The following is an 18,702-nucleotide window of genomic DNA, read 5'->3' as shown; positions in this document are numbered from 1 at the left end:
CCGCGCGACGCCGGTCGGCCGACGGCGGGTCCGGCCGTCAGCGCAGGCTGGTCAGGTACGCCTGGACGGCGTCCTGGGTCGGGAGCAGGCCCTGCTCCCGCGCCTCGGCGAGGGTGGGGGCCGCCTCGTCCTTCTCCGACAGGAGCGGGGTCAGCGGGCTGCCGTCACGGGCGGTGGTGGGCCAGTCGATGGCCAGGTCCGGGTCGAGCGGGTGGATGCCGTGCTCGCGGCCCGGCGCGTAGCCCGACGAGCACAGGTACACCACCGTCGAGCCGTCCTCCAGGGACATGAACGCGTGGCCGAGGCCCTCGGACAGGTAGACGGCCCGCCGGTCGACGTCGTCCAGGAGCACGGCGTCCCACGTACCGAAGGTGGGCGAGCCCACGCGGATGTCCACGACGACGTCCAGCACCGCGCCCTTGGCGCACATGACGTACTTGGCCTGGCTGGGCGGCACGTCGGCGAAGTGGACGCCGCGCAGCACCCCGGCGGCCGACACGGAGGTGTTCACCTGCTGCAGGTCGAACGGGTGCCCCACGGCGTCGGCGAACGGGCCGGCCTTGAACGCCTCGAGGAAGAGGCCGCGCGGGTCACCGAACTGCCGGGGGGTGATCTCGAACGCGCCGGGAACGGTCAGCTCGCGGTACTTCATGGGGCTCCTCACGGGGTGGGGCGTACGCCATAGGATCCTAGGGTGAGCGAGACTCCCGGAGTGACCGACGGACAGCGGCCGGCGCGGCGATGGCTCGTGGTGGGGGCCGCCGGGATGCTCGGCCAGGACATGGTCGCGGCAGCCGGCGCCGCCGGGCACCACGTCGCCGGCGTTGGGCGGAGCGAGCTGGACGTCACCGACGCCACCGCGACGCGCGCCGCGGTGGTGGGCTACGACGTCGTCGTCAACTGCGCGGCCTGGACCGCCGTGGACGACGCCGAGGCGCACGAGGCGGAGGCCTTCGCCGTCAACGCGGCCGGCGCGGCGAACCTTGCGCGCGCCGTGGCGGCAGCTGGTGCGCGGCTGGTCCACGTGTCGACCGACTACGTGTTCGACGGCGGCGCGACCGCGCCCTACGCGGAGGACGCTCCCGTGCGCCCGCGTTCGGCCTACGGCCGGACCAAGGCCGCCGGCGAGTGGGCCGTCCGCGCGGAGGCGCCCGACGCCGTCGTGGTGCGGACCGCGTGGCTGTACGGGGCGGGCGGACGCTGCTTCCCCCGGACCATCGCACGCGTCGCGGGTGAGCGGGACCGGCTGAGCGTGGTCGACGACCAGACCGGGCAGCCCACGTGGACCGCCGACCTGGCGGACCTGATCGTGCGGCTCGTCGCGGCCGAGGCCCCGGGCGGCGTCTACCACGGCACGTCGTCGGGCCAGGTGACCTGGTGCGGCTTCGCGCGCGAGGTGGTGGCGGCCGCCGGGTCGACCACACCGGTGGATCCGACGACGAGCGCCGCCTACCAGCTGCCCGCGCCGCGGCCCGCGTACTCGGTGCTCGGGCACGACCGGCTGCGCGCGGCCGGCGTCGAGCCGATCGGCGACTGGGCCGAACGGTGGAAGGCGGCGGCGCCCGCGGTGCTGGGCGCTCCGTAGCGCGCGGCCGCCGGTCAGTCGTCCAGCAGGCCCAGCAGGTAGCTGCCGTAGCCGGACTTGGTCAGCTTCTCCGCGCGGGCACGCAGGTCGTCGTCCGACAGGAAGCCGCGGCGCCAGGCCACCTCCTCCGGAGACCCGATCTTGAGGCCCTGGCGCCGCTCGACGGTACGCACGTAGTCGGAGGCCTCCAGCAGCGAGTCGAAGGTCCCGGTGTCCAGCCAGGCGGTGCCGCGTGGCAGCACCTCGACCTGAAGCCGCCCCTGGCGCAGGTACTCGGCGTTCACGTCGGTGATCTCGTACTCACCACGGGCCGACGGCTCGAGGGCCTTCGCGATGGCGACGACGTCGTTGTCGTAGAAGTAGAGCCCGGGCACGGCGTAGTTCGACTTGGGCCGGACCGGCTTCTCCTCGAGCGACAGCGCGCGGCCGCGCTCGTCGAACTCGACCACCCCGTACGCGGTGGGGTCAGCGACGCGGTAGGCGAAGACGGCGCCGCCGTCGATGCCGGCGAAGCGGGTGAGCTGGGTGCCGAGGCCCGGGCCGTAGAAGATGTTGTCGCCCAGGACGAGGGCGACGGACTCGTCACCGAGAAACTCCTCGCCGAGCACGAACGCCTGCGCGAGCCCGTCGGGCGACGGCTGCGTCGTGTAGCTGATCGAGATGCCGAACTGGGAGCCGTCCCCGAGCAGCCGGTGGAACTGGTCCGCGTCGTGGGGAGTGGTGATCACCAGGATGTCGTCGATCCCCGCCAGGATCAGCGTGGACAGCGGGTAGTAGATCATCGGCTTGTCGTAGACCGGGACGAGCTGCTTGCTGACGCCCTGGGTGATCGGGTGCAGGCGAGTGCCCGAGCCGCCGGCGAGAATGATTCCGCGCATGGGGCGGATCTTTCCATGGTTCGGGTGGTCGTTGGCGTCCCCGGATGACATCCGGGTGAATGAGCGGGTGATCTCCGGTCAAGGGTGATGCGGCCGGGGTATCGGGGACTGTAAATACATGGATATGCATGAGCCCCACGGAGGCACCGACCTGCTCCCCGCGCCGGAGCCTTCCGAGCCCGCACGGCGCCCTCGGCGACGTGCGCCTCGCCCCAGGCGCTTCCTGGCGCTGCTCGTCGCCGCAGCCGTGGTGCTCTTGTGCGCCAACGGGGCCGTGGCCTACCTCGGCCACCGCATCTCGCTCGACGAGCAGCTGCAGCAGATCGAGCCGTAGCGCCGAGGTCTCCCCGGGACGGCTGTCAGTGCGTTCGGAGCGCGTTCGTCCGCGGCCGATGGTGTATTTGTCACCCGGGTGAACTGGGCTCCTTTTCACCCGAAAGTGGCTGAAGCAAGGTATTTGCCGCTTGTAACATGAGCCGATCAATGGCGCATCCCGAACGTCTGGCACCTCCAATCTTGCGCCTGGCGGGGTGCTGTTTCTCTCCAGATGGCTCTCGGGCAGACAGGGACATTCTTGTTGTGAAGGATCGTGCGCCGGGCCTGGTGCGTCAGTTCCGTCGTGCGGCCTGGCACCTCCGTCAGGGTGGGCCCGAGCAGCTGCGTACCTTTCTGCGGCGGCAGCGTGTGCCCATGGCGGCACAGGCCGGCGGGGCGCGGCTGACGAAGAACGGCCTGACGTTCGACCCGTGGCCCGCTCGTCCGGTCGCCGGCTTCGGCGGGCCGGCCGTGTCCGGCCGGCGGGACCTGCGCGTCGGCGTGATCCTGGACGACTTCTCGCGGCTGGCGTTCGCCTCCGAATGGGATCAGGTAGCCCTGACGCCCGCGACGTGGCGTGACGAGCTGACGGCGGGCCTGGACCTGCTGTTCGTGGAGTCGGCGTGGAACGGCAACGGTGGTGCCTGGCAGTACCACCTGACGGGCACGTCGGCCCCGCGGCCGGCGTTCGTCGAGCTCGTCGAGGCCTGCCGCGCCGCCGCGGTCCCCACGGTGTTCTGGAACAAGGAAGATCCGGTCCACTTCGACGACTTCCTCGACGCCGCCCGGCTGTTCCACCGTGTGTACACCACCGACGTCGACCGGCTGCCCGCCTATACCCAGGCCCTCGGACACGACCGGGTGGGGGTGCTGGAGTTCGCCGCGCAGCCGGCCATCCACAACCCCGTCCGCCTGCACGGGCGCGGCCCGGAGCGCGACGTGGCGTTCGCGGGAATGTACTTCGCGCACAAGTACCCCGAGCGGCGCGAACAGATGGACCTGCTGCTCGGCGCGGCGCTGGACGTGTCCCCGAGGATGGAGCACGGCCTGGAGATCTTCAGCCGGTTCCGCGGCAAGGACCAGAAGTACCAGTTCCCGGCGCCGCTGGACGGGCGCGTCGTCGGCTCGCTGGACTACGACCGCATGCTGACGGCGTACCGCGAGTACAAGGTGTTCCTGAACGTGAACTCCGTGGTCGGCTCGCCGTCGATGTGCGCGCGGCGGATCTTCGAGATCACCGCCAGCGGCACCCCCGTCGTCTCCACGCCGAGCGCCGCGGTGGGGGAGTACTTTCCCGGCGACGAGGTCTTCGTCGCCGGCACCCGTGAGGTCGCCGCGCACACGATCCGTGCGCTCGTGCGCTCCCCGGAGCTGCGCGACCGCGCCGTGCACAAGGGGCAGCGCCGCATCTGGCGCGAGCACACCTACGCCACCCGCTCGCAGAAGGTGCTGCACGACGCCGGACTGGCCGCTGCTCCTGCCGTCCCGCGGCCGAGCGTGACCGCCCTGGTCTCGACGAACCGGCCGCACCAGCTCGATCACGTGCTCGCGGTGCTCGGCGCCCAGCAGGGCGTCGAGCTGCAGGTCGCCCTGCTGGCGCACGGGTTCGACGTGGACGACGCCGACCTGCGGGCGCGGGCCAAGGAAGCAGGGATCGAACGACTTGAGCTGTTGTCGGCGCCGTCCGACGTGCCGCTGGGCTCCTGCCTGAACCTGCTGCTCGAGGCGGCCGACGGCGACGTCGTGGCCAAGGTCGACGACGACGACCTGTACGGACCGCAGTACCTGTCCGACCAGCTCTACGCCATGGCGTACTCGGGGGCGGACGTGGTGGGCAAGCAGGCGCACTACATGTACCTCGAGGGCCCGGACGCGACGATCCTGCGGTTCGCGGACCGGGAGCACCGGTACACCGACCGCGTGATGGGGCCGACGATCGTCGCCGGGCGCGGCGCGGCATCCAGCGTGCGGTTCCGGGACCTGCCCCGCGGCGAGGACACGGCGTTCCTGGCCGACCTCGTCGAGGCCGGCGGGACGGTCTACTCCGCGGACCGCTTCAACTTCGTCCAGGTGCGGTCCGCCGGCGGCGGGCACTCCTGGGACGCGTCCGAGACCGAGCTGCTCGCGAGCGGCGAGGTCAAGTACTACGGGCGTGCGGCGACGCACGTCATCTTCTGAGGCGGGGAACTATGGGGATCAGCACTGTCGGCGTGGTCGGGCTCGGGTACATCGGGCTCCCGACCGCGGCGATCCTTGCGGCGAACGGGGTGGCGGTGACCGGGGTCGACGTGAACCCGGAGACCGTCGACGCGGTGAACCGCGGTGAGGTGCCGTTCGTGGAGCCGGACCTGGCGGGATACGTCGCGGAAGGAGTGTCGTCCGGGAAGCTTCGGGCGGTCGCCGCGCCAGAACCGGCCGACGCGTACATCGTGGCTGTTCCCACGCCGTTCATGGGTGACCACAAGCCCGACCTGTCGTACATCAAGCTGGCCGCGGAGGCGCTCGCGCCCTCCCTGCGGGGTGGCGAGCTGGTGATCCTGGAGTCCACCTCGCCGCCGGGAACGACCCGCCGCATGACGGACTGGATCCTGGCCGAGCGTCCTGACCTCAGCCTCGACGGATCCGACGGCCGGCCGGTCATCTACGTCGCCCATTGCCCGGAACGGGTGCTGCCAGGGCGCGTCATGGTCGAGCTCGTGACGAACGACCGGATCGTGGGCGGGATCACGCCCGAGGCCGCTCAGCGCGCACGTGACCTGTACCAGGTGTTCTGCCAGGGCGAGATCTTGCTGACGGACGCCGAGACCGCCGAGACCGCCAAGCTGGTGGAGAACTCGTTCCGCGACGTGAACATCGCCTTCGCGAACGAGCTGTCCCTGGTGGCGGACAAGCTGGGAATCGACGTGTGGGAGCTCATCCGGCTTGCCAACCACCACCCGCGGGTCAACATCCTGCAGCCCGGTCCGGGCGTCGGTGGACACTGTATTGCCGTCGACCCGTGGTTCATCGTGGACGCGGCACCCGAGGAAGCGCGCTTGATCCGGACGGCCCGCGAGGTGAACGACGCGAAGCCGCGCTGGGTGTTGCACAAGGTGCTCGACGCCGTCGCCGGGATCGAGACTCCGGTAGTCGCTGCCTACGGGCTCGCGTTCAAGCCGAACATCGACGACCTGCGGGAGTCGCCGGCGGTCGGGATCGTGCGTGAGCTGGCGGCGACGTTCCCGCACACGACGGTACTGGCAGTGGAGCCGCACATCGACGAGCTGCCAGCCGAGCTGGCCGAGCTGCCCAACGTACTGCTGGTGGACGCCGAGGAGGCGCTGGCAAAGGCCGACGTGCACGTGCTGCTGGTGGACCACGCTGCCTTCCGCGCCGTGGTGGGGCGGCTCGTGGAGAAGGACGCCATCGATACGCGGGGGATGACGGCGGGTACGCGGTGAGCGACATGAATCGCCTGTTCGTCCTTGACCTCTACGACACGCCGGACCTGGACCGGCACGAGATCGGTGAGTTCGTCGACACGCTCGTCAGCAGCGGGTTCGAGGTGCTGATCGTGGTGCCTGAGTCAGCCGGCGCCCTCACACCTATCGGCGCCCACGCTCGAGCCATCGAGTGCCCGGCGGGATGGACGCCAGGGCGACGGATCAACTATGCCGTTGCACTTGCGGTGCCCGCTGCGACCTACACATTCGCGAGTGGCGTCTTCGACGGTGCCGTCACTGAGCTGGTGGACGGTATCGACGGGGCGGCAGCGACCTCGGACTCGGTCGTGCTCGAGTCGCGTGTCGGCACGCCGGCGGGGCCAGAGGCGCTGGCGTACCACGCGCACGACCCGCGCCGTGTCTTCACGGTGACGAGCGCGTCGTACGACTCCGTCCGCGGAGTCGACCAGAACATCGGCGCCTTTGGAGAGTGTGTCGAGGACCTGGCCCAGAGAGTCCAGTGGACGGGAGCAAGGCGCGTCGTCTGTAGCGTCGGCGACCTGGACTCGTCGAGGGAATGGATCGCTCCCGAGGAACCGCAGTTCAAGTTCCTCGAAGGCCGGCCGATCATTGCCAACTTGCCCCGCTGGGAGTTCGCTCCAGAGAAACCACTTGTCAGTGTGGTCATCGCGACCCGCGACCGCGCCAGGTACCTGCCCGATGCGATCAGCTCGGTGCTCGGCCAGAGCATGTCGAATCTGGAACTGATCGTTGTGGACGACGGGTCAGCCGATGAGACGCAGGACGTCCTGCGTTCGGTCACTGATCCTCGTCTCCGCTGGTTCAGCAGGCCGGCGACGGGAATCTCCGCTGCACGCAACTTCGCGACGTCCCAGGCACGCGGCGAGTGGATCGCCGTTCACGACGACGACGACATCATGGTTTCGGACCGCATCGAGCTGCAGCTTCGTACCCTCAGCAGGGGAACCGATGCTGTGTACGGTGCATGGGCCAACTTTCACGACGAGACCGGCGAGATGCTCGTCCACCTCACACGACAGAGATTCGGGATGCCTGTCGTCCTGCACAACGGACAGACACCAGGGCATCCAACGTGGCTCGTGCGCCGTTCACTGCTCGAGGCCGTCCCCTATGACGAACGCCTGACGTCGGCAGTGGACCACGATGTCGCGACACGGGCACTCCGTCTCGGGACGACGTGGGTCCACTGCGGTCAGGTCGTCACCCTCCGGCGTATCCATGACGCGCAGGTGAGCGCGGTCGACGGAACCGCTCAGAAGAGCGCGGCGCGCATATCCCGGATCCTTCAGGGCGTGGGGCTGCGCGAGGAGGATCGACGCGCGGTCGCCGCAGCCCAGTCCGACTATCGCTGGCCGGTGATGAGGAACAGGGCAAAGCCGTTCGACGACCTGGGTGGAGATCTTCCGGATCACCTGATCGAACGGGTGGTGATCGCGAGGGGGAGGCCGTTCAACGGCGTCGTCGAGGCACGCCTCCAGGAAAAGGTCCGTGCGGTGGCGAATGTTCTCGAGGAGGGTCGCCCCGGCAGCGAGTTCGTGGTGCTTGGTGATGTCACGCTCGGTGAGCTCGGCGAGCTTCGGTCGCGCGGCGTCGATGTCGTGGTCCTGCACAAGCGGCGGCGGTCGCGTGGGGGCACGATCGTCGACTGGGAGCGGATCCTTCTCAACTCGATCGTCCGGGACCGACGCCCGACCCACACCCATGTGGGTGTGGTGGCGTTCGGCGAGTACGACACGCCACGTGGCGCTGTCGTGACCGAGTCCTGCGCGATCGTTCTTCGGTCCGACATGACCGGTCTCGTCGAACTCACCTTGTGGATCGTCGAGCAGGACCGGTCCGAAGGATTGATGGCGCGACTTGCGCGAAGCCATCCGCAGGAGCTTGTAGACAGCCTCAGCGGTGACGTCACTGAAGGGGTTCTGTAGCGTGCGCTTCGAATTTCATCGCGAGCCCGACGGGCGGGCCGGTGTCCGCGTCGACAGGTTCGACGCAGATGACGGCAGGGTCGGGAACCCGTGGCTCTGGATAGACAGCCCTCTTGCCGATCCCACTCCGGACATGGCTGCCGCTGCCGCGGCCCTCGCCTTCGGGAACCTTGTGGGCTCGGTCTTCGATCCGCCGTGGGGGATGTCATCCCATATGGCAGAAGCAGTATTCGTCTACCTGGGAAAGCGGCATCTGAGACCGGTCAGAGTCTCGAATGACGCGGTCCGGAGCCGGGGAGCACAAACACTCCGGCTTCATTCCGGTCAAGCGGTGGATCATCAGGCACCTGGGGTCGATGCATTGAACCTGCACCTGGTCGCCGGCGACATGCACTACGGACAACAGGCATCACGAGGTGCGCTGGCGATCCCGTCCAACTCGCAGTTCTTCGCGGCGCATCTCGGTCTGCAGGACGCGTGGAGGGTCGACGTCGCCGGGGCTCTTCTCGCAGCATCGCGGCTGGACGTCGGTCATGTTCGGCTCGTCGGATACGGCGTGTCGCCCAAAGAGCTCTTGCCTGCCGCGCGGCTGGCGCTGTCCGCGGGTGTCCGGCTCGATGCGGAGGGAATCTGATGAACGGTGTTCGGATCGTGCTGACGGCGTTCACGGTGGCGAGCTGGGGCGGGCTGCACGAGAACGTCATCGGTGCCTGCAAGGCATTGCACGAGGCAGGTGCTCAGGTGATGTTCATCGGCACCGAGGGCGCCGTATGTGACGCGGCGCGAAGGCTCGGGATCCCGTTCGTCATCGGTGTTGACTGGAACACTGGTATCGCAGCGGTCCGTCAGCAAGCGATCGACTGGCACCCGGACCTGGTGTTCTCGCAACCATTCAACTCCCGTGAACTGGGCCAGGAGATCAGTGAAGCCACTGGCGCAAGCTTCGTTGTCATGTTTCACGGTATCGCGCACGACAACATCCATCTGTGGCACGACGGGCTGGATCGGCTGCTGGTGACAGCGCCGTCAATCGGTGCAGCAGTCGAGGGATACTCCTTCGTGCCTCGAGACAAGATCACGGTCATTCCAAATGGAATTGATGACGCCATCCTCGAGCGGCCGACGATCCCGTTGTCGGACAAGCTGACATCTCCCGTCGTCGCGATCGTCGGTCGGCTTTCCCATGACAAGCTGCGCATGATCGACGGTGGAATCGCAGTCGCTCGCACACTGGAGTCCGACCACGGCATTCACGCACAGGTCCGCGTCCTGGGGGACGGGCCTCGGCGAGGGGACTTCGAGAGGAGGCTTCGTGCCGCGCTCGGAGCCGACCGGGTCGCGATGGATGGATGGCTCGACCCGGCTGAGGTTCCCGGCCGGCTGGGCTCGTCCTTGATCTGTGTCTCTGCCGGTCGAGGAGCCCTCCAGTCCCTTGCGGTCGGCACGCCGGTGTACGGGGCCGGTGCGCGTGCGAGCGTCGGGATCTCAGGGGCCGATGCGCTCGAGGTCGCCGCTGACTGCAACTTCGGCGACTACGTCCCCGCGGCGGATCTCAACGTGTCGGTCGCGGAATCTCTCCGTGAAATCATGGCTGATGAGCCCTACGGCCATTTTCAGAAGGCAGGACGCGACGTCGTGAGCAATGGTCGAACGCAGTCCGAGGTGGATCGTCGACTTGTTTCCGAGCTGTCTGCAGTCGTCAACTAAGGATCAAGACATGAGATTTATCGAGCACCTTCAGCTGCGAGGTAGCGGCAAAGAGTCCCGAGTTCCCTGGTTCTTGCACGACAAGATCAAGTGCTACGAGTTTGCCAAGCTCATCGGAGTTCCAGTCGTCGAGATCCTCCGCACGTTCGACGACCCTGGTCAGATCGACCTGAACGGACTTCCGGACAGGTTCGTGCTGAAGCCCACCTACGAGTCCTCCTCAATTGGAGTGATGGTTCTTGCTCGCACGGGCGACGGTTACCATGAATCGATGCGGTCCGTGGACCTGTCGTTCGACGATATCGTCGCCAGGCATCAGGAAATATATGACCGGTCGACGAAGCCCAACAGGATGACCATTGTCGAGGAGCGGATCGTCGACGAGTCCGGGCGTGCGGTCCCGATGGATTACAAGGCGTACGCGTTCCAGGGCGAGATCGCGTTCGTCATCGGGTTCGACCGAAACGGAAAGAAGACCCGGCTGTCGTGGTTCGACGAGAACTTCGACCCGATGGATCTCTCTCGAGTGACGACGAACCTGCGGTATCTAGAACTGGAGGAGTCGCCGAGCCGGCCTCAGGCGTGGCGCGATCTCCTCGAGCTTGCCAGAAGGGCCTCGGTGGCCGCCCCGACACCTTTCGTCAGGGTGGACATGTACGCGACAGCCGAGGGGGCGGTGCTCGGTGAGATGACGCTCGTCCCTGGTGGGTTCTACTTTGGTAAGCACTACCAGCCGTCAGCCGACGAAGATTTCGTTCTTGGTCGAATGTGGGAGCGCGCCGAGCGGCGTCTGTCCCGGGCGAAGGGGTAGTCGGGGTGCGCCGGTCACAGGCGCGAGCCCGCACCTGTGACCGGAACTCCTGACGAGTGCAGCTTCTGCTGCCCCCACCTTTCTCTCCTACTGCCCGAGCTTTCTCCAGGAGGAAAGATCTCGGCCGGTGAGCTGCTCGACGAATCTGATGTCACTCTCGTATATCCGACTGAGCACCGACAGTTCTCGCTTCGTCACAGGGTGGCGCTTCTTGAACGGAACCACCCACTTGGTGCTGTCGCTCGGAGCTTTGACGACGGCCTTGGCCCAGAACTCGGGAGAGTCGCCGAGCTCGAGGGCGCGCAGTGCCGAGGTCAGGAAGTTCTGCGGGTCGGCGACCAGGTCGTCATAGAGAAAGACGTTGATCCTGTGCTCGCCCAGGGTGTTGGCCCAATGGGTGTAGTGCCGCTCGTAGAACCCGATATCGATGACACCGGCGGATGACGGGCGCTGCAAGATGCTGTGGGGCAGGTCGAACGATCCTGTCGCGAACTGCGCCCAGTAGGCAGAAAGCGCCCGTTCCACCGGATTGCGAAGAATGATCGCAATCTGCGCGTCGTCGGGTGCGATGGCGCGTATGTTCTCTGCCGTCTCGTGCGGTGTCACCGACAGTGCGCTGCCGTCACCCTGCCAGAAATAGTTCGGCGACGCGTCGACCCGAAGAGGCGACTGCCGCCCATCGGCGAAGGCCGCCTGGTAGGACGCAGCGGCCCCTGAGTCGCGCACGCGTGTGCGCTGATTGAAGAAGTTGGATCCCGAAGTGTCTGCCATGAAGACGTCCGGATGGTTCGCGAGGTTTCGCTTGAGCCATTCCACGCCACCCTTCTGCGTCCCGGCGAGGATCAGGTTCGGTCCGTACTGGAGGCGTGCCACACGAGGCTTCTCCGCGGGAGAGGAAGGCGTAGCCGGTGTGGTGGGCGTTGCCGGCCGGGTCGCAGCGGTCGGCGTGCTCGAGGGGTTGGTGGCCTTGGCTCCCGGCCCCCACACCACCCGCCCCTCAGCCCCCGTCAGGCGTCGGACGATCTCCAGGTACACGTTCTCCGAGTAGTGGAAGGGCGCGTCCCCCCAGGGATGGTCCGGGCTGGAGACCACCTCGGACGGCTCCATGGAGATCACATGGGCGCCCAGTGCCTGGGCGGCCGTCCGGACGTACGTCCGGAAGACAGGGTTGGCGTCCGCGGCCCGCATCCCGAAGCTGCCAGGGGTCTCCGTGCCCGACTCGGACCACTCCGCCCACGGGATGTCGAGCAGCACGATCGTGGCCTGCGGCATCTGGGTCCGCATCTGCTCGCCGATGTACTCCATCGCGGTGGTCCAGTACTCGAAGTGCTGCTGGGTGCCGAAGGCGAGGTGCTGCGTGCCCTGCGGCAGATACTGCTCTCCGCCGGACTCGATGAGCTCTACCGAGCGAGTCACGATGGAGCCGTCCGGCAGCAGGTACGCCCCGAGCCGCTCATCGGTCAGGTCGACGAGCACGAAGTCCGTGGCGGCGCTGTGCGTCGCCATCTGCGAACGCAGGCTGGACGAGAAGTCGCCGGTGATCATGCGCTGCTGGAACCGCGACTTGAGCGTAGGCGGCGCCATCAGCTCCACCGGCTTCGTGTAGGCGCTGAGCACCGACTGCCGCGCGACGTACTCCACGAGCTCGAACTGCTCGGGATCGAGATGCTCGAACGTGTCGCGTGACACGCACGAGCCGTAGATGAAGACCCTGGTCTTGCTCATGCCCCACCCTCTGCGGAAACTGCGGTGAATTGTTCGTCGACCAGGTCGAAGTCCGGCAGGACGTCGGGCAGCACGGGCGTGAGCATCCGTGCGGTCGCGTCCAGCACCCGACCGGCGCTGCGCCCGTCGCCGTACGGGTTGACGGCCTGTGCCATGGCGGCGTAGGCCTTCTCGTTCGTCAGCAGCCGGTACACCTCGCCGACGATGCGTTCCTCGAGCGTGCCGATCAGCCGGGCGGTACCGGCCTCGACCGCTTCGGGGCGTTCGGTGTTGTCCCGCATCACCAGCACCGGCTTGCCGAGGCTCGGCGCCTCCTCCTGGAGCCCACCGGAATCGGTGAGCACCAGGGTGGACAGCGAGAGCAGATGCGTGAACTCGCCGTAGCCGAGCGGTTCCGTGACCGTCACGTTGGGCAGCCCTTCGAGGTGGGGCAGCACGGCGTCGCGCACCACGGGATTGCGGTGCACCGGGAGGACGATCTCGGAATCCGGGAACCGGCGCGCGATCCGTGCCAGCGCACGGCCGACACCCTCCATGGCGTCGCCCCAGTTCTCCCGGCGATGGGTCGTCACCAGCACGATGCGACGGCCCGACGCCGCGACGCGGGCGAGCGCCGGGTCCGTGAAGGCCGTCCGCCGCTCCACGGCAAGGTAGAGGGCGTCGATGACGGTGTTGCCGGTCACGACGATGTCGTCGAGCTGGACGCCCTCCGCCACCAGGTTGGCGAGGCTGCGCAGGGTGGGCGCGAGGTGCAGGGACGCGATCTGCGACGTGATCTTGCGGTTCGCCTCCTCGGGGAACGGCGACGTGATGTCGCCGCTGCGCAGGCCGGCCTCCAGGTGGATCACCGGGATCTGCCGGTAGAAGGCCGCCAGGGCAGCGGCTGTCGAGGTCGACGTGTCACCCTGCACGATGACGGCGTCGGGCCGGCGTGCCTCCAGGATCGGGTCGAGCAGGCTGACGACGCGCGCGAAGATCTGCCCGAGCGTCTGACCGTGGCTCATGATGTCCAGGTCGTGGTCCGGCACGATGCCGAAGACCTCGTTGACCTGGTCGAGCATCTCCCGGTGCTGACCCGTGACGACGGTCAGCGAGTCGAACCGGTCGTCGGCCTCGAGGGCCGCCACGACCGGCGCGACCTTGATGGCCTCGGGGCGGGTCCCGTAGATCGTCATGACAAGGGGACGGCTCACAGGTCGCCCACCTCCGCGCGCAGGGCGGCGGCACGGGCGGCCGTGGCTCTGGCCTGCTTGGCGTCGCGCCCCGTGGGCCGCGCGTGCCGCTCCCGGACCCGCCCCTTGGGGGGTTCGGGCGTATCGAATCGCACCTGTGTCTCCCGTCGTTCTGCGAACGCGTCCTCGAGGACCCGCTTCGCTTCCTCCGGCTTGTCCTTCGCGTGGGCCCACGCCCACTTGCGGTACCGCACCGCGACGTCCTGCGCCTCGCCGTCGAGCACCAGGCGGCCGTGGTGCAGCCAGATGGCACGCGTGCACGACTCCTCGATGGTCTGCGCCGCATGGCTCACCAGGAACACCGTGCCTGCCTCCTTCCGCAAGCGCTCCATACGCACCTCGCTGCGCTCCTTGAACGCGGCGTCGCCCGTGGCGAGGGCCTCGTCGATGAGCAGGATGTGCGGGCGAGCCGCCGTCGCGATGGCGAAGCGCAGACGCGCCGCCATGCCCGAGGAGTAGGTGCGCATGGGCAGGTAGATCGACTTGCCGAGGCCGGCGAGCTCGATGACGTCGGGGATGGCGGCCTCCGCCTCGGCGGGGGACAGGCCCATGGCCAGGCAGCCGAGCCGCACGTTCTCCTCACCCGGCAGATCGGGCACCAGGGCGGCGTTGACGCCGATGAGCACGGGCGTGCTCTCGGCCAGCACCTGGCCCTTGGTGGGCTTCTCCAGGCCTGCGATGAGCCGCAGGAGCGTGCTCTTGCCGGACCCGTTCTGACCCACGAGGCCGATCTGCTCGCCGGAGTTCGCGACGAACGAGATGTCCGTCAGCGCGCGCACCGTCACCTTGGGCTCCTGGCCCAGTGCGTTGAGCACGGACCGCTTCAGCTTGGCGCGGCGTCCGCGGGTCGTGTCGGTCGACGGCGTCCGGTAGAACATCCGCAGACCCTGCACGGCGACCGTGGGCCACAGCACGGGGGTGCTGCCGGACCGCGGCGCGACGGCCGCGATCTGACCCGTGTGCGGTGGCGCCTGCACCGACATGGGAGCTGCTGCTGACAGTGGTCCCTGGGCCGGCACCGGCATCGAGGCGGGGCCGCCCTGACCGAGCTGTGCGGGCATCGGGTAGTCGAGGTCAGCGGCCATAGCTCTCCTCCGCTCGCCAGAAGGTGACGAACCCGATCACCAAGGTGCCCACCGCCCAGGCGCCGAGTACCACCCAGCGCATCGGGTCGGGCGTGGTGGCGTACAGCACGCAGTCCCGCACGATGTCCAGCACGATGAACATCGGGTTGGCCTCGAGCCACACCAGCAGGTCCGGGTCGTCGACCAGCCGGTCGAACGAGAAGAACACCGCCGACGCGTACAGCCAGATGCGCATCACCATGCCGATGAGGTTGGTGACGTCGGGCAGAGCTGCCGCCCAGCGAGCCACCAGGAGCGTGAGTCCCGTCGTGAACATGACCTGTAGCGCCAGGGCACCTGCCACCAGCGCGATGCGCCAGGTGTACTCCTCGGCAGGTGGCACGAAGTAGATCAGCGCGGCCAGCGTCAGCAGGGTGGGGCCCAGGCTGAGGAGGTTGCGCAGCATCACGGAGATCGGCAGCGCCGCCCGCGGGAACGTGAACGCGCGGATCAGGTTCTTGCCCGCCTGCACCGAACGGGCACCGCCGTTGATCGACTGGGTGGTGAACTGGAACAGGAACACACCGATCAGCAGGTACCCGACGAAGTTGTCGATGCCGCGCGCGTTCTTCATCAGCAGACCGAACACCAGGTAGTACACGGCGCCGTTGATCAGCGGGTTCAGGATCAGCCAGGCGTTGCCCAGCAGGCTCTGCCTGGTCCCGCTGGTCACCTTCGCCCGCGCGTCCGCCCACAGGAAGTGCCGCCGCTCCCAGAGCAGCTCGATGTACTTGCCCAGCGGCGGCCGTGCCCCGACGCGCGACAGGTTGCCGAGCGTCACCAGCTTGGTGGTCGTCGGCGACGCGTCGAACAGTGCCGCGTACGACCCGGTCTCGGGGCCGCTCATACCGGCACCCCCAGGCAGGCTCGGTAGATCCCCAGATACGTCTCCGCGTTGCGCACCCATGTCCTCTCGGCTGCTACCACTCGGCCGCGCTCGACCAGCTCGGCGCGCCGTCCCGCGTCTTCAAGGAGGGTGCCGACGGAGGTCGCCCAGCCCTCCGCGTCGTCGGCCCCGACGTGCAGTCCCGCACCGCCGACCGCCTCCACCAGGGCAGGGAGGTCGCTCGCGACCACCGGGCGGCCCACCGCCATGGCCTCGACGGGCTTGAGGGGGGTCACCAGCCGGGTGACCTCGTGGTCACGGCGCGGCACCAGCACGACGTCCAGCGCGGCCAGCCAGGTCAGCGCGACGCCGGACGGCACGCGCCCGGGAAGCACCACGTGGTCGGCCACGCCCAGCTCGCGCGCGAGGCGCGCCAGCCCGGGCCGCGAGACACCGTCGCCCACCAGCAGTCCCGTCACGTCGTGCCCGCGCGCTCGCAGTGTCGCTACCGTACGGACCACGGTCTCCAGGCCCTCGTAGTCGACCAGGCTGCTCACCGTGCCGATCGCGGGTCCCGCGGGCAGGCCCAGGGCGGCCCGCGCCACCTCCGGCGTCGGGTGCTCGGTGGTGAGCAGGGAGTCCGACACGGCGTTCGGGACCACCGTGATGCGCGCGGCGGGCACGCCGCGGGCCACGAGCGCGTCACGCATGGTGCCGCTGAGCGTCACCACGGCGTCGGCGGTGAGCGCGAGCTCTGTCTCCTTGGCCTGCATCAGGGCGCGACGACGGGACGTCGCAGCCCGGGCACGGCCCTCCGGCGTGCCGTGCGAGGCCACCCAGGTCTCCTCGGGCAGGCCGCGCACCTCGTAGACCCAGGGGATCCCGAGGCGCCGAGCCGCCGTACGGGCCAGCACGCCGTTGGCCGACGGCGTCGTGGTGTGCAGGACGGAGGCACCCGCCTCGCGGGCGGCCTCGGTCAGCAGGTCTGCCTCCTGCGCGCTCCGCAGCGTGGAATCCGCAGGCACGCGGGCAGGGACCAGGCGGTGGTAGCCGACGCCGTCCACGACGTCGGTCCCGCGCGCCGCGAGCGACCCGATGGTCAGCGGGTAGCCGGGACGGGTGGTCGCTGACGCGGTGAGCCCGCCCGCGCGCTGCGCCACCAGGATCGCGTGCGAACGGAGCGTGTAGCCGCTCTGCGTGTGCGGCAGCGAGTTGGTCAGGTGGTGCAGCACGGTGATGCGGTCCGGGCTCGTGGGCCGGGCCGGCCCCTTCCGGGTACCGCCGGCCGGGGCCGCCCGACCAGGCGAGTCGGCCTGCGGCTCGGCGTGCAGCAGGGCCACCTGCGCCCGCAGTCCGGCGGGTGCATCGGGACCGATCGCGTCGGCGTCGCCGAGCAGCCACGCCGCGCGGTAGCGCGCGGGGCCGGCCCCGTCGACGCCGTCGAGCAGATCAGGCCGGCCCACCGCCACCGCGACCTCTGCCGCGACCCGCAGGCCCCGGCCGTCGCGGCGCGCGAGCAGCTCCTGTGCCTCGTCCACGGCGCGCGTGGTATCGCCGGCGAGCATGCGGCCCAGGGCGTGCGGGGCGGACGGCGTCGGCGAAAACCCCAGGGCGCGCACGAGCGGACGGCGCAGCGGCTCCGGGGCGCGCCGGGCGGTCTGGACGGCGAGCCAGAGCGGGTCCTCGACGAGGGTCCTGGCCACGAAGGACGTGGTGAAGCTCAGGTTGCGCGCGAGCTCACCCGCGCGCCGCAGCGATGGCGCCATCAGTACCGTGCCCCTCGGCCGGCGCTCTCAGCCGTCAACGGGTGGGGGAGCAGCTCGTCGAGCAGCTCGGAGTAGCGGTGGCCGAGCACCGCGTCGCTCGCGTGCTCCGCCACCCAGGTGGCGGCCTCCGGCGACGCGGCGGGCACGACGCCGTCGGACAGCCAGCCGCACCACAGGTCGGCGAGGCCCTCGACGTCGCCGGGCGCGACGACGGCGCCGGCGCCGTTCGCCGCGACCAGGCTGGCGGCCTCGCCGGCGAGGCACGCCGACGCGGCCACGCCGGACGCCATGACCTCGTACAGCTTGGACGGGACGGTCCACTCGAACGGTTCCCAGTCGCGCAGGGAGACGATCACGGTGTCGGCCCACGCGTACAGCTCGCGCACCTCGGTGGAGGGCACGCTGGGCTCGACGCGGACGGGCGCGCCCAGCTCGGCCGCCAGCAGGCGCAGCGGCTCCAGCTCGTTGCCGTGCCCCACGATGCGCACGTCGAGCGCGTGGCCGCGCGCCTTGACCAGGGCGGCCGCCCGCACCGCGACCTCGAGGCCCTGGGACCGGCCGACGGTGCCCGCGTAGACGACCCGCAGCGGGCGACCGGTCACGGCGACGGACGCGTTGGCACGAACGGGCGCGAACGCGGTCCCGTTGCGCACCACCGCGACGTTGCGCACGCCGCGGGACCGCAGCACCTCCGCGAACGCGGCGGTGGTGGTGACCACGAGATCTGCGCGCGCCTGGAGCCGTGTGACGGTGCGGTGCACCACGCGTGCCGCGAGGTCGCGCAGGCCGCGCCGCAGGCCGCCGCCGCGTCCGCGACGCCGCAGGATCCCGCTGGGCTGGATGAGGTCCGGCCACGCGTCCCGCATCTCGACGACGAAGCGAGCACGGTGCCACCGGGCGAGCGCCCAGCCCGCGACGACGCTCGGGATGCCGGGGACGGTCGCGATCACGACGGCGGGTCGGCCAGCCGCCGGCCCGACCCCACGCAGCACCGAGCTGACGGCGGCGACGACCTGGTCGGCGGCGCGCGAACCGAGCCCTTGAGAATGCTCGCGGTAATTCACCCGGATGATCTTTTCCCCATGGCTTCCTGAACCGACTGATCCGGGGCGGTATTCGGGTGAAAAATGGGTGATCTTTCCCGACGGGTAGTGCGGTGGGGGCGTCAGAACGGTAAGCGGATATCCAGCAGGTACCAAGTGGCCGGCGAGGGCTCCCCAGCGCCGCTGGGGCGCACCCGACTCAGGCGCATAATGGTGTGTGACCAGGAGGATCGTGCGGTTCTGCGAGCGTTTCACGCGAGCGATCACTGCGACTCCCCTCTTTGTTCGGCGCCCCGCCAGG

Annotated in this window: 16 protein-coding genes; 8 read left to right on the top strand and 8 right to left on the bottom strand. The window is 69.2% G+C overall.

What is annotated here, in order from left to right; genetic code table 11:
* Positions 1 to 37: 37 nt before the first annotated feature.
* On the bottom strand, positions 38 to 652 hold the full coding sequence (locus ACYVK7_RS16660) for a dTDP-4-dehydrorhamnose 3,5-epimerase family protein (RefSeq protein WP_460888840.1): 615 nt from the start codon (positions 650 to 652) through the stop codon (positions 38 to 40).
* 42 nt (positions 653 to 694) lie between these two features.
* Here ACYVK7_RS16660 and rfbD point away from each other — a divergent pair, with 42 nt between their 5' ends.
* Positions 695 to 1,585 (top strand): dTDP-4-dehydrorhamnose reductase, encoded by an 891-nt coding sequence (rfbD, locus tag ACYVK7_RS16655; RefSeq protein WP_460888839.1) that lies wholly within the window; start codon positions 695 to 697, stop codon positions 1,583 to 1,585.
* A gap of 14 nt (positions 1,586 to 1,599) precedes the next feature.
* Here the strand turns inward: rfbD and rfbA are convergent, their stop codons facing one another.
* Entirely contained in the window at positions 1,600 to 2,463 is an 864-nt protein-coding gene (gene rfbA / locus ACYVK7_RS16650) for a glucose-1-phosphate thymidylyltransferase RfbA (protein WP_460888838.1), read from the bottom strand.
* A gap of 118 nt (positions 2,464 to 2,581) precedes the next feature.
* Between rfbA and ACYVK7_RS16645 the strand changes: the two genes are divergently transcribed.
* The 7 genes from ACYVK7_RS16645 to ACYVK7_RS16615 all read left to right on the top strand — a co-directional run bounded on the left by ACYVK7_RS16645 (position 2,582) and on the right by ACYVK7_RS16615 (position 10,685).
* A complete protein-coding gene (locus ACYVK7_RS16645) occupies positions 2,582 to 2,797 on the top strand; it encodes a hypothetical protein (RefSeq protein WP_460888837.1) in 216 nt (71 codons plus the stop codon).
* Positions 2,798 to 3,153: 356 nt separating this feature from the next.
* The gene (locus ACYVK7_RS16640) at positions 3,154 to 4,956 is read left to right on the top strand and encodes a CgeB family protein (RefSeq protein ID WP_460888836.1); all 1,803 of its coding nucleotides are present in this window, start codon (positions 3,154 to 3,156) and stop codon (positions 4,954 to 4,956) included.
* An 11-nt stretch (positions 4,957 to 4,967) separates the two neighbouring features.
* Positions 4,968 to 6,218: a UDP-N-acetyl-D-mannosamine dehydrogenase gene (gene wecC, locus ACYVK7_RS16635; RefSeq protein ID WP_460888835.1), complete on the top strand. Its 1,251-nt coding sequence runs from the start codon at positions 4,968 to 4,970 to the stop codon at positions 6,216 to 6,218.
* A gap of 5 nt (positions 6,219 to 6,223) precedes the next feature.
* Complete coding sequence (locus tag ACYVK7_RS16630; protein WP_460888834.1) at positions 6,224 to 8,167, top strand: glycosyltransferase family 2 protein; 1,944 nt, start codon at positions 6,224 to 6,226, stop codon at positions 8,165 to 8,167.
* A gap of 1 nt (position 8,168) precedes the next feature.
* Positions 8,169 to 8,801, top strand: coding sequence for a hypothetical protein (locus ACYVK7_RS16625; RefSeq protein WP_460888833.1), 633 nt, complete (start codon positions 8,169 to 8,171; stop codon positions 8,799 to 8,801).
* The gene (locus ACYVK7_RS16620) at positions 8,801 to 9,874 is read left to right on the top strand and encodes a glycosyltransferase (RefSeq protein ID WP_460888832.1); all 1,074 of its coding nucleotides are present in this window, start codon (positions 8,801 to 8,803) and stop codon (positions 9,872 to 9,874) included. The genes ACYVK7_RS16625 and ACYVK7_RS16620 overlap by 1 nt, the downstream gene beginning before the upstream one ends.
* A 10-nt stretch (positions 9,875 to 9,884) precedes the next feature.
* Positions 9,885 to 10,685: an ATP-grasp fold amidoligase family protein gene (locus tag ACYVK7_RS16615; protein WP_460888831.1), complete on the top strand. Its 801-nt coding sequence runs from the start codon at positions 9,885 to 9,887 to the stop codon at positions 10,683 to 10,685.
* Between the two features lie 87 nt (positions 10,686 to 10,772).
* Here ACYVK7_RS16615 and ACYVK7_RS16610 read toward each other — a convergent pair whose 3' ends face one another.
* The 6 genes from ACYVK7_RS16610 to ACYVK7_RS16585 are packed head-to-tail and all read right to left on the bottom strand — an operon-like array spanning position 10,773 to position 18,656.
* On the bottom strand, positions 10,773 to 12,410 hold the full coding sequence (locus tag ACYVK7_RS16610) for a DUF6270 domain-containing protein (protein WP_460888830.1): 1,638 nt from the start codon (positions 12,408 to 12,410) through the stop codon (positions 10,773 to 10,775).
* Positions 12,407 to 13,585 carry a non-hydrolyzing UDP-N-acetylglucosamine 2-epimerase gene (wecB, locus tag ACYVK7_RS16605; protein ID WP_460888949.1) on the bottom strand — a complete coding sequence of 393 codons (1,179 nt, stop codon included), beginning with the start codon at positions 13,583 to 13,585 and terminating at the stop codon, positions 12,407 to 12,409. Before wecB ends, ACYVK7_RS16610 begins: the two co-directional genes overlap by 4 nt.
* 14 nt (positions 13,586 to 13,599) lie before the next feature.
* Positions 13,600 to 14,727: an ABC transporter ATP-binding protein gene (locus tag ACYVK7_RS16600; protein WP_460888829.1), complete on the bottom strand. Its 1,128-nt coding sequence runs from the start codon at positions 14,725 to 14,727 to the stop codon at positions 13,600 to 13,602.
* A complete protein-coding gene (locus ACYVK7_RS16595) occupies positions 14,717 to 15,613 on the bottom strand; it encodes an ABC transporter permease (protein WP_460888828.1) in 897 nt (298 codons plus the stop codon). Before ACYVK7_RS16595 ends, ACYVK7_RS16600 begins: the two co-directional genes overlap by 11 nt.
* The gene (locus tag ACYVK7_RS16590) at positions 15,610 to 17,358 is read right to left on the bottom strand and encodes a glycosyltransferase (protein ID WP_460888827.1); all 1,749 of its coding nucleotides are present in this window, start codon (positions 17,356 to 17,358) and stop codon (positions 15,610 to 15,612) included. The genes ACYVK7_RS16595 and ACYVK7_RS16590 overlap by 4 nt, the downstream gene beginning before the upstream one ends.
* A complete protein-coding gene (locus ACYVK7_RS16585) occupies positions 17,358 to 18,656 on the bottom strand; it encodes a glycosyltransferase family 4 protein (protein ID WP_460888948.1) in 1,299 nt (432 codons plus the stop codon). Before ACYVK7_RS16585 ends, ACYVK7_RS16590 begins: the two co-directional genes overlap by 1 nt.
* Positions 18,657 to 18,702 lie beyond the last annotated feature (46 nt).

It is taken from the genome of Promicromonospora xylanilytica (assembly GCF_054782895.1).
This window is presented reverse-complemented; position numbering and strand designations above follow the sequence as displayed.